Annotated in this window: 5 protein-coding genes and 2 pseudogenes; all 7 read right to left on the bottom strand. The window is 62.5% G+C overall.

Annotated elements, in window-relative coordinates:
• Window positions 1-243: 243 nt before the first annotated feature.
• A complete protein-coding gene (locus HY699_22010; protein MBI4518482.1) occupies window positions 244-3,528 on the bottom strand; it encodes a DEAD/DEAH box helicase family protein in 3,285 nt (1,094 codons plus the stop codon).
• Window positions 3,528-4,661 (bottom strand): annotated as a pseudogene (locus HY699_22005) (DUF1016 domain-containing protein). Before HY699_22005 ends, HY699_22010 begins: the two are co-directional and overlap by 1 nt.
• Before the next feature lie 59 nt (window positions 4,662-4,720).
• Window positions 4,721-8,320, bottom strand: coding sequence for a site-specific DNA-methyltransferase (locus HY699_22000; protein ID MBI4518481.1), 3,600 nt, complete (start codon window positions 8,318-8,320; stop codon window positions 4,721-4,723).
• A 77-nt stretch (window positions 8,321-8,397) separates the two neighbouring features.
• Window positions 8,398-9,042: pseudogene (locus HY699_21995) on the bottom strand (transposase).
• Between the two features lie 124 nt (window positions 9,043-9,166).
• Window positions 9,167-12,055, bottom strand: coding sequence for a DEAD/DEAH box helicase (locus HY699_21990; GenBank protein MBI4518480.1), 2,889 nt, complete (start codon window positions 12,053-12,055; stop codon window positions 9,167-9,169).
• Entirely contained in the window at window positions 12,052-12,237 is a 186-nt protein-coding gene (locus HY699_21985) for a hypothetical protein (GenBank protein MBI4518479.1), read from the bottom strand. Before HY699_21985 ends, HY699_21990 begins: the two co-directional genes overlap by 4 nt.
• Window positions 12,238-12,540: 303 nt before the next feature.
• Window positions 12,541-13,323 (bottom strand): hypothetical protein, encoded by a 783-nt coding sequence (locus HY699_21980; GenBank protein MBI4518478.1) that lies wholly within the window; start codon window positions 13,321-13,323, stop codon window positions 12,541-12,543.
• Between the last annotated feature and the right edge of the window lie 196 nt (window positions 13,324-13,519).

Genomic DNA, 13,519 nt, shown 5'->3' with positions numbered 1-13,519 from the left:
CGCCGCAGCTCACTCAGTCGTGCCAGTCCCTGCGTTGCGCTGTTCTCCCTTGCCATTCGACCATCCTCCTCTCGTCGAGATGGCCGGGGAGGTTAGTCGAACGCGACGTCAGCGCGCATGCATGCTCACCGGAAGGACACGCCGTAACAGGCGAGAATGGTGCGGTCCGTTGCGGCGTGCAGCTCGCGGAGGTGGGCGATGTCGGCGTCGGTGCTGGGCAATCGCGATCCAGGCAACGAGGGCTCAGCCATCAACCACCTGAGCCAGAACCATCTGGACATACGAGTCCTTGTCTTCCTGCTGGAACACGATGTGCCGCGCCTGCATCGCTGCCTTGTCCATGCCCCAGAGCTTTCTCATGGTGTGCGATGGTGTGTTCGATACGATGAACGAGTCCAAGCGCACGTTCGCATCGCCGAGGCGTTGCTCGATTTCCTTGATGGTCTGGTGAAATTGGATCTTCGGATCGGTTGCGCCGAGATTCCGAACGCCCTTGGGATCTACGAAGATCACGTGCTGGCGGCCTCCGACCAATACCCACACGATGAAGTCCGGGTGAAAGTTGCCGGCTTCAAAGAACCCCACGCCCCGCCCCTTGCTCAGGTTCCGCAGCAGGTAGAGTTCCTTGCCGTCGAAGAAGCCGCCAGCGTTGTCGTGAAAGGCCTTGAGGTCTTCGATGAACTGACGCTCACCCCGATTGAGTGGCGCCGGGCTGATCTCGACGATCTTCTGGTCCAAGTACAGCAGCGGCTCGTAGAGGTGCCGCCCGAACCAGATGGCCTTCATGCCGCGGAACTCCCACGGGCGCAGATCACCGGCTTCGATGTGGGCTTTCAACTCCTGGAGCTTCTCGACGATCTCCACCTCCGACTGCTCGATCAAGATGCGGTAATACCCCTCCTCTTCCTTCACGCCCTGGAAGTTCGGGTCGTCCTCCGTCAGGTACTGATACTCCAGATGGGGCAGTTCCCACTCGCGTTTGCGGAACGTGTAGTACCGTTCCACGTATTTCTTGAGGAGCGAGAGAGCGATTTCCTCCCACAGGCGCACTTTCTCGAAGGAATCGAACGCCAGCTCCTCATTGGGGATCAACAGGCGATACCAGCTCTGATCCGCCAGCAGTGATTGGATGCAGTCCTGGGGTAGGTTCAGGTTGTGCCACGCCCGCTCCGCCTTGAACTGCTGCAGATCGAAGTACAGCCGGTCGATGTCCAAGAACGCCACGTGCTGTTCCGAAAGCCACCCTTGCTCAGGTCGGGCGTCTTCGTCTCCGCCCAGTACGCCGCGTGACTTCATCGCCTGGATCTTCGGATACCAGTTCACGACAACCTGGTTCCGCTGTAGGTAGTCGGTCGCCGGTTCACGGTCGGGGTCCGGCTTCCGCAGCGTCGAGATCGGCCCGAGCCGTTTGAAGGCGTCGCCGAACTCGGTGCTCACGCCATTGATCGTCTTCTTGAGCCGAACCGTCTTGAGCTGCTTTGTGCCCAGATTCTTGATCACCGGCAACAGGATCTCGATCTGGTCCTCGTTCGATGGCAGCCCCTCCTCTTCGAGGAAGTCACGGAACTGCGCCATGTAGTCGGCGTGAATGCCGAAGATGCCAAGCGTCTCCAATGCGCCGATATGCTTCGGGCGGACGATGTCGTCGGGGAGCTGCGCCTTGGTGCTGCGCTTCAGACTCATGCCATGCCCCTTGAGGCGGACGCCGCGCCCGAAGAGTTGGATGATCTGCGCACCTTCCCCCTTGCCGACGTTCATGAGGCCCATGGTGCTCACCCGCCAACTGCTCCACCCCTCGGTGAACTTCTTCGAGCCGATGAGAACATTGACCGTGGAGCCGGGCTGGTTGATCTCGTGAAACAGCGAACCCGAGAACTCTCGGTCTCCGGTTTGCAGTCCGTTCTCCTCGCACAACTTCACCAGCTTGGCGTCGTCGCCGACGTTGATCACCCCAAAGGGCTCATTCTCGGCGCCCAGCCGCAGCGCGATTTCACCGGTCGCACCCTTGAGGTTCTCGACGTACAGGAGTCCGCCACCGGGCGCGTTGAACAGCGTCGCCAGCGCCTCATCGAACACCTGTGCCGGCGTCAGGTGGCTGGTGTTGAGATATGCGAAGCGGCCAGCGAAGAGGTTCCTGCCCGTCGCCGTGACCAAGCCTTGGTCGAGCACCCGGCCGATGCGCTCGATGCTTCCAGTGCGATCCGCAACGAAGCGCGCCAGGAACTGGAGGATCTCGACAATGTCCGAGGCGTCCTTCTTCGCCAGCGTCGCGGTCACGCTGCCGCCGACGAAGATCCACAACGGCTTCTCGATGTTGAACGGCCGGAAGCTCGCCGCGTGCTCACGGTGGAGCCGCTGTTGCTGGAAGAAGGCCAACAGGCAGGCGGTCAGATACAGCTCCAGGTGGTTCGCTTGCGTGTCCTCGTCCAGGTTGAGGATCTGGTAGTCCTTTCCAAACCCATCCCGGTAGAAGTAGCGGTAGGAGTAATCGAACAGGATGCTCTTGGCGTAGAGGTTGGTAAGTGCGGTGTCGCCTTTCACCGCTTGCCCGAAGGTGGCCGAGTATTCGAAGGAGAAGCCCTTCTCGCAGAGCGCGTTGCGGAAGCGCATCCACGCGCCTTCCTCGCCGCTACTCGCGCCGCGGTGGCCCTCGTCGATGAGCACGAGATTGTTGCCTTCGAACGCGTCCACGGCGACGGTCTTGTCGCCCATCTCGTCCTTGAGCTTGTGGATATCGATGATCTCGACCGACTGCCCGGCGAAGAGTCCGCGCCCGTCCTTGTTGAACAGCTCTGCCGACATGCCCGCCGCCTCGAACTCGCGCAGGTGCTGCTGGGAGAGTCCTTCATTGGGGGTGAGGAGAATGATGCGGTTCAGCTCACGCCGCCGGCCGTGTGTGCCCAGGTAGTGCTGGTACTGGAGGATGTTCGCGTGCATGACCAGCGTCTTGCCCGAGCCGGTGGCGCTCCAGTACGCAAGCTTGTTGAGCTGCGGCCAGGCATCGGCCGTCTCGTCGAAGGGGGCGATCCGATCGGTGTCCGGCTTGCTGTTGTTGAACGCCGCGATCCGCTCGTTCAGTGCGGCAAGCAGCGCGCGCGGGTCGCGGAAGTAGCGGTCGAGGTAAATCTCGGTGAACAGCAGCATCAGGTACTGGAAATACTTCCAGACGACCGGTGCCTGGCTACGGGTGAGGCGGCGATCATTGAGCCGCTGCGTGATGCGCACGATGTTCTGATCGTATTCGAGCAGCAGTGCCGGCGGCAGTGGTTCGAGATCCGGGAAATGCGCCGCCAGCGCGTGGTGGAAGCGGTGGACGTTGTTCTCGTCGAGCCCTTCCAGGCTCTCGTCGCGCAGATGCTCGGCGAGCTGCTCGAAGCGCTCGGTCCCAAACAGGCCGAGCAGCCACTGGTTGAGCACCAGCTTGTAGGCGAACGGCAGCTGCGGCCGGTTGTTCGCTCGGCGCCCACGCGGGGCGGGCGCCGCCGGCGCTGCACTGGCCTGATTCGCGCGGGAACGTCCGCGCGGCATCAGCGGGCCTCCTTCCCAGCGCGTTGTGCGTCGATCAGCCGCCGCTCGCGCTCGATCTCGCGCGCCAGTTGTGCCTCGCTAGGCAGAACCTTCACGTACCTGGCCGCGAAGATCTGCTTCCCCTCGCTCAGCACCGAGTACCTGGCAACCGCTTCATTCTTCTTCGAACACAGGATCAGCCCGATGGTTGGGTTGTCGCCTTTGGGCCGCGCGTGGGCATCGAACACGCGCACGTAGCTGTCCATCTGGCCGATGTCCTGGTGCGTCAGCTTGCCGACCTTGAGATCGATCAACACGAAGCACTTGAGCAGGTAGTTGTAGAAGACGAGGTCGACGTAAAAGTCCTCGTCTTCGAAGCGCATGCGCCTCTGCCGGGCGACGAACGAGAAGCCCTTGCCCAGTTCCAAGAGGAACGCCTGCAGGTTGTCGATGATCGCTTGTTCCACGGCCGATTCGCGCAGCGCCGGGTAGTCTTTCAGATCGAGGAATTCGAGCACGTACGGGTCGCGGATGAACTGCTCCGGTTCCACGGCAGCGAGCTTGGCGGCCGCCTCGCGGCGTACCGGCGCCTTCTTGCGACTGGCCAGCAGGCGCTCGTAGTAGAGTACCCCGATCTGGCGATCGAGCTGGCGGGTCGACCAGTGCTGATCGGCAGCCTCGTGCATGTACCATTCGCGCGCCTTGGGGTCCTCCACCCCCAGGAGCAAGCGGTAGTGCGTCCAGGAAAGCTCCGGCCGGAGCGTTGTTGGGGGAGCAGCGGAATCGTCACGCAGCGCGTGACGATTTGGAGATTCGAGACGCGCTGCGGCGCGCATCTCGGAGGCGGGCAATTCTGAACGCAGTGCGTTCCGTTTTGCCAGCGCCCCCAATTCATCACGCAGTGCGTGATGAATTGGGAAGGCAAGATAAAACTGCCGCATGTACCGAAGATTGGTTACCGCAAACCCGCGACCGAAGTCGGTGGTGAGCCGACGTGACAGCTCTTCGAGCACCGCCTCACCATACGCGGCGCGCTTCAGTCCGGCTTGTTCGTGCTCGACGATAAGCCGCCCGACATTCCAGTAAGCATGCACCATCGCGACGTTGACGGCGCGATAGGCTGAGCCGCGTGCCTGCTCCAAGACCGCGCGCACCTCGCGGTAGAGCGCGGCGGTGCCGCGGGCGGTCGGCACCGCCTTGTTGAGCGACCTGCTCACACGCCCTCCGTATCGAACATCAACCGGTGAAAATCCTCCTCGATCATGCGCACCTTCCAGGTATCGTCCGGCTGCTTGAGGTTCTCCAGGTTGTTGTCGCCGTTCACGTAGATGAGGTGGAACTCGTAGTCCTTCGTCGAGTAGCCCTGCTTGGTGAACCAGGCGTCGAGGACCAGGTTGTCCTGCTCCGGGTCGCCCGTGAGCTTGCGCCACATGATCAGCGTCCGCCTGCCGTCCGGCGTCGTACCCGTCACGGTGCGGAACCACCACACCTTTTCCTCCCTCGCCCCGCTTGCGGGGAGAGGGGTGGGGTGAGGGGATATCTCTTTCAAGCGTCCATCAAGGAGCAAGCGGCGCGGTGCGTCCGCAGGCAAGTCGGGATCGTCGTCGCGCTTGAAGCTTGCGCTGAACGTCTGTGGCGCGGCGATGTGCTGCACCGTCAAGCCGATCAGGTAATTCAGGTAATTGAACGTCTCCAGCAGATCGACGCTGACCTCGCGGCTCTCGTCGCTGCCCGGGCGCTTCACCTTCAGCTTGTAGGCGGTCGGGTCCTTGAACGCCTGCACGTTGAGCAGCGACTGGCTGCCGCGCGTCTCGACGTCGAGCATGTAGCGCAGCAGGTATTGCTCCTTCAGCCCGTCTGCGCCACGCGCTCCGGGCGCTTCCAAAAGGCTCCTCTGCGTATCGGTGCGGCGCGTCTCCAGGTTGTTCAAGGCGTCTTCGTAGGATTCGAGGCGGATGATCTTGACGATGCGCGGGCTGCGTTCTGCTTCCTCCTTGGTCGCCAGGCGCTTCGGCTTGCCGTCCTTCCACTCGGGCGTAAAGGTGACCTTCTTGATGCGTGGCAGGAGAACCGTGTCGAAGTAGTCGCCCATCTCCACGAGGATGAACTTGCGCCGCCCACCGTCCTCACGGTTCAGGTTAAGGACCGCGTGCCCAGTCGTGCCGGAGCCTGCGAAGTAGTCCAAGACGATGGAGTCGGCGTTTGCGTTTGCTGCCCTCAGACAGTCCGCTACGAGACCCAATGCTTTGGGAAAGTCGAATGGCTTAGCTCCAAACAGGGCCTTCAGCTCAACGGCGCCGTAGTTGGCCGAAGCATACTCCTTGCTGTCCCACCATGTCACAGGAGTCGAGCTTTCATCCATGCGGGTCTTGAAGTCGATACTGACATGCCCGTCAGGGTCTCTGCGTGCCCGGTACTCGTCGGGCTCCTCCGTGACCCTCCCGTGTCCTCTATGCCACCTTTTCTCGATCTGACCTTCGTCGGTATCCACTACCGGGAAGACAGCCACCTCATTCTCCCTGATCGGCTCATTGAGCACGTACTCGCCATACTCTCCGAGCTCGCTCGACCACGTCATATTCGGAATCCTCAGTGTGTTGTCGTGAGCCACCAAGATCGGGTAGTAGAGCTTCGGGCGATCGGCCCTCCTGTCGTTGGTCCCGGTCCGAATGAAGTTCATCCAGGCAAAACGGCCCTTCTCGTCTTGCTTGGGATATCGGGCCATGCGCTTCTCGGTAAGTTCCAAGCTGCCCGGCGTCGACGTGGATGACCTACCGTAAAACAGGGCATACTCGTGCGCAGGCGAAAATGTCCCCTTGGCCTTTCGACTCTGCGGGTTTGATCGCACAACCGCGATCCCGACCTCTTTGGGAAAGAACTGCGCCAGCACGTGCCGAGCCTCCGAAACCTCTTCGTCATCGACTGCAAAACAGATCACACCGGTGGTCCCGAGCAGCCTTCCTGTCAGAGCCAGTCTGTTCTCGATGAGGCTCATCCAGGACGAGTGTTTGTAATCGTTCTTGTAGAGGATCGCCGATGCGTCGGTATTGTATGGTGGGTCAATGTAGATGCATTTCACCTGCTCCCCGTAGCGCGCCTGGGCCAACGAGAGCGCCTGGAAGTTCTCGCTGCGCACCAGCATCCCATCCGTTTGCTCGCGCACGTCGCCTATCGCCTGTAGTAGCCGCGCGGTGAAGTCGGCGTCGAAGTGCCGCGTATCCAGCACCAGTGTCGGATGCCCCTTCAGAAACGCCACAGTGAGCGGTACTTTGTACCCCGGCGTCGCCAAGTCGCCTTTGATCTCGTCGATCGCGAAGAGCCGCACCCACTCCTTCCGCTGGGCGTCATTGGCGGCAATCTCGGGGTAGAACTCTTCTGGGATGCGGTCGAGTGTGATGCAGTAGTTGGTCTCGACCACGAACTTCTTTTTGAGCCAGAGCTTCTTCTGGAAATCTTCGAGCTGCGCAAGGAAGTCGATGATCTTGCCGGCGATGCGGCGGATGACCTTGATCTTGGACAGGTACTGCTCGACGCGCGGCGCCGTCTCGTTCTCGATGTCGTCGAGGTGCATGACCTCGTTCTTGATGTAGAAGTCCAGCTCCCGGCGCAGGAAGCCGCCCAGGTCCTTGTGGATGAAGTAGTCGAAGGTGTTGCGGGCGGTGTAGCGGCGCAGGTGGGCTTCGAGACGGCTGTAGTCGGCCTTCTCGCCGCTCGAGAGGGTGTGCGGCTTGCCCAGTTCGGCGATCCATGCGGCGAGTGACGCGTCGGCCACGGCCAGCACGCGCGTCGCGGCAATCGCGATCAGGTCTTTCTGCGCGGGTGGTTTGGTCTTGGCCTCGCGCTGGTCCGCAGACGTTGGTGAATGGGATTCCGCCGTAGGGGCACGTCGCAACGTGCCCCTACCCAAATCGATGCCCGTACCCAAATCGGTGCCCGTACCCGGATCGATGCCCGTACCCGGATCGGTCGTCGTTGGGGCACGTTGCAACGTGCCCGTACCCAACGTGCCCGTACCCAAATCGGTGCCCGTACCCGGATCGGTCGTCGCAGGGGCACGTTGCAACGTGCCCCTACCCAACGTGCCCCTACCGGGCGCGGGGTGCCAATCCGCCAGCGTCGCGGGGCGGTATTCGAAACGGATCACCAGGTCGTCGTTTTCCTGGGCGACACAATCCTCGGCTGCCAAAATGAAGACGCGGTCCTTGCCCTCCGCGGCTTTGACGTTCCCATGCTCGCCCTCGGCGGCGTCGACCAGCCGAAAGTGCACGCGCATCGGGTTGGCCTCATTCTCCGGCCGCAGACGGAAGGCGTAATCGCGCAGGTACTCGCTGGTCTTGATGTAGTACTGGTCGCGGTTGGCCCAGTGGAGCTTCACCTCCTCGCCCTCGTAGGGGATGGCGTAGACGCCGGGCTTGTAGACGCGCTTCGCCAGGAAATCGCCCTCCGAGTAATAGCGCCGGAAGAAGCTGAAAAGGTGATCGTAGACTTCGTCCTCCAGGCCGCCGATATCCACGGCGTCCTCTGCGAGCTTCCGGCGCAGATCCTTCACCTTCGGCAACGTTTCCGGATCGGCGCCGAGCGCCTGCGCCTGCTCGATCGCCTTGGCCAAATCCTTCTCCAGCTCCGCCTTATCGGCCGGCTGGTATTGCTCGAACGCCTTGCGCACCTGAGGCAGCAGGTCCTTGTCGAGGAACTGCGTCACCTCCGCCGCTTTCGCATGCATGATGCGATAGAGACCGAAGTCCAGGTCGGGCTGGTCGAGCTGGAACAGCTCCTTGAGCAGAGTTTTCAGCTTCTCGAATCTCTGGGTCATGATGTCTTCTCGCCTGGGGGATTCCGCCGTTGGGGCACGTTGCAACCTGCCCCCACCCGCGGCCGTACCTCGCGTGCCGGATTCTCCGCGTCCTCGTGCCATCGGGCGGGGTTTTCGACGATGTATTGCCGGATGCGGTGAAGAGACGCGTCGTCCCGAATGACGTGTTCGTAGTAGTTGCGTTGCCAGACGGGGACACCCGGCATACCGCGCAGCGCGTTGATGCGTTTCGTGGTGGCGGATTTGAAAAGGCGAACGATCGTGGGGATGGAATTCGATGTAGGTTTACCGAATCGTTCGGTCGTTGGGGCACGTCGCAACGTGCCCGCACCCGAAAATGGGCCCCCATCGGGCGTGCCCGTATCCGGGGCGGGCGGATGATCATCCGGCCGTAGGGGCACGTTGCAACGTGCCCCTACCCCCAACGTGCCCCTACCAGGCGTGTCCCCACCGTCGATCGCGATAATTCCGTGGACATGATTGGGCATGACGACGAATGCGTCCACGGTCACGTTGCGGCGTATGTCGGCGGTGCGCGCCCATTCCTCGGCCGCGATGTGCCCGAATTCGTTCAACCGTATTTTCCCGTCGATCACGTCGCCAAACAGACAAACACGATCCTGCGTGCAGACCGTCACGAAATACAAACCTGCCTGCGCGTAGTCATAACCCCGCAGGCGGATCGAACGGCGGTGATGCGTGTCAGGGTCGAATCGGGTCATGGCCAGAACCAATCCACCGTGGCCGAATCATCCGCCGCCACCACCCCGGTAGGGGCACGTTGCAACGTGCCCCTACCGGATGACGCCCCCCGATGCGGCGACGTGCCCCTGCCGTGCAACCGCATCATTCCACCGTCCATCGGATCGTGAAGAGGCGTTCGGTTTCTGTCTTCTGGGCCAAGCGGCGTTCCAGCGATTCGATCAGGCCGTCACGCTTCTCCATAATCTCGTCTTCGACCTTGAAGATCTCCTGGCGCTGCCGGCGTTGCTGGCGCTCCAGCTTCTGAATCTTCTCTTGAATCTCATGCTGCTCTTCCAGCGTCACCGCCTGCCGCGCTTGTCGTCGCAACGCCTTGATCTGCTCCTTGGTATCGGCGAGCGCCTTCTCGGCTGACAGCACCATGTCGTCGGCCCACTTCTCCAGCTTCTCGCGCGCCTGGTTGAAGTGGACGCTGTTCTGCTCCAGCGAGCGGCTCAGGGTGGCCTTCGCGTGACGCTCCGCCTCGGCGGGGAGGCGTTGGTGCACGGCGGCCGGGATCGCGTCGGCGCCCTCCACCCGCCCCGAACAGCCGAAGAGCTCCTCCATCGTCTCCTGGTCGAGCGACGCGCCGCTCTCATCGAATCCGGAGAAGAGCAGGTACTCTTCGCGCTCGTACGAATCGACCACGAAGCGCGTGAGCGTGAGAAAGCCGCTCTTGCCGCGGAGCGCTTCGACCGCGTGGATGCGGGTCGGATGCTGCGACACGTCGAAAACAATCTGCGCCGGAGGCGTCTCCAGGGCTTTCGCGGCGTCCACGACGTACTCGCCCAGCGGGTGAGAGATGCGGTACAGAAACTGGCTGCGCTCCTCGCCACCGCCTTCGTCAGCGCGCGGATGCGACTTCGAGATCAGGTGGTAGCGGCCCGTCGCGATCTCTTCGCGGGGCGGTCGGTTGAGGTCGAAGGCCAGCGCGCCGTCGTCGAAGCAGGCGCGGCCGTCGAGCATGAAGCGGGTCAGCGACCAGAACCGCTGGCCGACCCGATCGACCTGGGCTTTCGCATCAACGAGTTGAAGTCGGAGGCGCTGATGCACGTCCTCGTCGAAGTGCTCGAACAGCTTCCGGCGCGTATCGTCCATCCGGGTGCGGATGCTCTCGTCCATCTCCGCTTGCAGTGTACGAAACGCGGCATCGATCTCCTCGGGCGTGCGGCACTCTTGGTAGATGGCGAGGATGCGCTTCTCGAAGTCGACGCCGGACTCGATGCTCCCAAGCACCTCGTCGGAGGCACCGAAGACGCCGCTGAAGAGGCTGAACTTCTCGCCCAGCAGCTCAAGGACACGGCGATCGGCCTCGTTGCGTTCGTTCAGGAAATTGATGACCACTACGTCGTGCCTTTGCCCATAGCGGTGGCAGCGGCCGATGCGTTGCTCGATGCGCTGCGGGTTCCACGGCAGGTCGTAATTGATGACCAACGAGCAGAACTGCAGGTTAATGCCTTCGGCCGCCGCCTCGGTGCCGAGCAGGATCGCCGCTTCGTCGCGGAAGTGCTCGATGAGCGCGGTGCGCACATCAACAGCGCGCGAGCCCGAAGAACGGCCGGTATCCCGGTTCTTCTCGACCCAGCGCTCGTAGATCACGGTCGCTTCCGGCCCGCCGTTGGTGCCGTTGAAGACCACCACCTGGCCGCCGTAGCCGTGGGATTCGAGGAAGGCCTTCAGGTAATCCTGGGTGCGGCGCGACTCGGTAAAGATCAACGCCTTGCGCGCCGCGCCCGTCGCGGACATCTGCTCGAAGCCGATGTCCAGCGCCTTGAGCAACGTGTGCGTCTTGGTGTCGATGCCGATGCCACGCGCCCAGGTGGCGAGTCGCTGCAGAATGTCGATCTCCTCGCGCAGCTTCTGCCGGTCGATGGCGACGGGCGCGGACTCGGATGCGCCGGCCTCGACGTCGTCCGCGAGGATCTCGTCAAGCAGGTCGTCTTCGATCTCTTCCGCTTCGATCAGGCGCTCGGCGAGATCGGGATCGTTCCGTGCCTGCTCGTCACGAAGACCCTCCAGTCGGGCCTTGAGTGTGTCGAGCGTGGCGGCGATGGCTAGCGAAGACGACGCCAGCAGCTTGCGCAAGATGAGGGCGGTCAGGTGACGCTGGCGTTGCGGGAGCGCGTAGCTGTCGGGGCGCTGCAGGAATCCTGACACCGCCTCGTAGAGCGCATGCTCGTCGTTGCTCGGCGTGAACGGTCGCGTGATGGCCCGCCGCTCGGTGTAACTGATGTATTCGGTGACCTGGTTGCGCAGCGTGCGCTTGCAGAATCCCGAGAGGCGCTGGCGCAGGTCAGTGATGCTGCTGCCGGCGCTGGCGTACTGGGCGCGGAAGGCGTTGAGATCCCCAAACAGGTGCTCGTCGATCAAGGTCGAGAGGCCATACAGCTCCAGCAGCGAGTTCTGCAGCGGCGTAGCGGTCAGCAGGAGCTTGCGGCAATCCTCGGTAGCCCAGCGGATGCCCTGGCCGACCTTATTGCTCGGCCGGTAGGCGTTACGGAGCTTGTGGGCTTCGTCAATGACGACGAGGTCCCAGGCAATTGCCTTCACCTCGTCTCGCAGGGCGTTCGCGTAGTTGAAGGACATGATGAGCACGGCCTTCTCGGTCAAAGGCGCGCGTCCGCTCCGTTGCGCCTCGCGATAGGCCTTGGCGTCAAGCACCAGCGTGGGCAGGTTGAACTTTTCCTCCATTTCCAGCGCCCATTGTTTGCGCAGCGATGCAGGGCAAAGCACTAGCAGCCGATGCTTACGTTCCGCCCAAAACTGGCACAGCACGATGCCCGCCTCGATCGTCTTTCCGAGGCCGACCTCGTCGGCCAGGACTACGCCCTTGGAAAGTGGCGATTCGAGAGCGAACAACGCTGCCTCGATCTGATGCGGGTTGAGATCGACGGCCGCGTCGAACAGCGACATGGACAGCCGGTCGAGTCCGCCACTGGCCCGCCGGGTAAGGTCATGAGCGAAATACTTGGCGTGGTATGGCGTGAAGGTCATTGGTGACGCTGGCTCTCATTGAGGCAGGGGGCACCGTGCTGGGGCGGCGGCCAGAGCCGCGCCTCATCCGTAAGTGCCTGATCGACGAACGCGCGCGCCCGGTCGCCCGCGATCGTGAAGAACGAGCGGACGTAGTCCTGGTAGTCGCTGAGGACGTTGGCGTGGAGGTCAAAGACGCTCATCGGTCGCGCCGACGCACTGTGGATCTCGCGCGTGGGGCACCGACATAGAGCCGAACGGGGGCGGTTTGCAACTCGCGCCCCCATCCGCCTGCGGTCACGTCTGCCTGAGTGCCGGGTCCCACAGCCTTGCGTGCAGCCACTCTTCGATCAGCAGTCGCGGCGGGGTGCGGGGCATAGCGTCATTTCATCGTCGGGAGTGGCCCTCGGTCCATCGCGGCGCAAGGTTCTTGGTTATGCGCGGCGCTCATAATTCTGGAACATCCTGCTCCAGAATTGGCGCCGCGGCCTTCCGCGCTCGGCACTTCACGCCGGTCGCCAGTTCTGGAGCGAGGTGTTCCAGAACCGCAGGCTTGGAGTAGGCCGCGAAGAACTGCCGCATTCGCCACAGTGCGCGAAAATCTTGTTGATCGCGCCGCGAACGCCGTCGCGTTGGAACTCGAACAGCGCCCTCCAGATGCGCGTATCGAAGAGACTGGTTCGCGCGATGTCGCCTTCGGTCTTCCGTTCGTCGCTGAGGTAGCGATCAAAGATATGGAACAGGGTCTTGTAGTAGATGAATTCCGGGCTGTGATTCTGGTAGAGCTGGTCGAGGTACTGGAGGACCTCGTCCTTCACATCCTCAACGAGGTCGGCGTCATTCCAGAGCGCCTCGAACCAGGCCTTGAGATCGGCCCGGTCGCGGTCGCTGTCGACGATGAGGTTGAGCTCGATATTGCTGTCGCCGGCGGATAGCCCGAGACCCTTCGTGGTGAAGTTGGAGCTGCCGAGGATCGCGTGCGCGACGCCGCCGTTGGTGATGTGGTACATCTTGCCGTGGAGAAAGCTCGCCTGCTTCACCGATCTCACGGAGACCTTGTCGCGGATCCAGTCGGCGCACTCGCGGGCGACGCGCTTCTGCTGGAGGGTGTTGGCGAGTTTCAGGCCGGCCGCGTCGATGATGAAAGCCTTCTTCTCCGTCTTGTCCGGGTCGAGTGAGCGGACGAACCGGGGTTCGCCGAAGAGGAAGTCCATGTGCTCGATGCGGTCGAGGTGCTGCCTGAGGGCATCGTAGGCGTGGATGGTGAAGAAGGCGGACACCACCGACATGTGCGAGTCGGCAGCGATGTGGCTCCTGAGGAAGTCGGCGACCAGACCGCGGGCGCGGTTATCGCGGATGCCGGAGGTGAGAGCGGGGGGCGCTCCCGTCCTACGCTCAACGCTGCTGCGCCGTCGCTGTGAAGTCTACCGTTCCCCACTTCGCTCCTTGCCGGCCGCCATCCGGCGGTTGCTTACTACTCCATTT

The organism is Deltaproteobacteria bacterium, assembly GCA_016210005.1.
Classification (GTDB): domain Bacteria; phylum Desulfobacterota; class Binatia; order HRBIN30; family JACQVA1; genus JACQVA1.
The sequence above is the reverse complement of the archived record's forward strand: the minus strand, read 5'-3'. Positions and strand labels throughout refer to the sequence as shown.

Bases quoted from the DNA above. Each gene is read 5' to 3' on its own strand.
- HY699_21980 (MBI4518478.1), bottom strand. From the start codon at position 13,323: ATGTCGGTGGTGTCCGCCTTCTTCACCATCCACGCCTACGATGCCCTC.
- HY699_22000 (MBI4518481.1), bottom strand. From the start codon at position 8,320: ATGACCCAGAGATTCGAGAAGCTGAAAACTCTGCTCAAGGAGCTGTTC.
- HY699_22010 (MBI4518482.1), bottom strand. From the start codon at position 3,528: ATGCCGCGCGGACGTTCCCGCGCGAATCAGGCCAGTGCAGCGCCGGCG.
- HY699_21985 (MBI4518479.1), bottom strand. From the start codon at position 12,237: ATGAGCGTCTTTGACCTCCACGCCAACGTCCTCAGCGACTACCAGGAC.
- HY699_21990 (MBI4518480.1), bottom strand. From the start codon at position 12,055: ATGACCTTCACGCCATACCACGCCAAGTATTTCGCTCATGACCTTACC.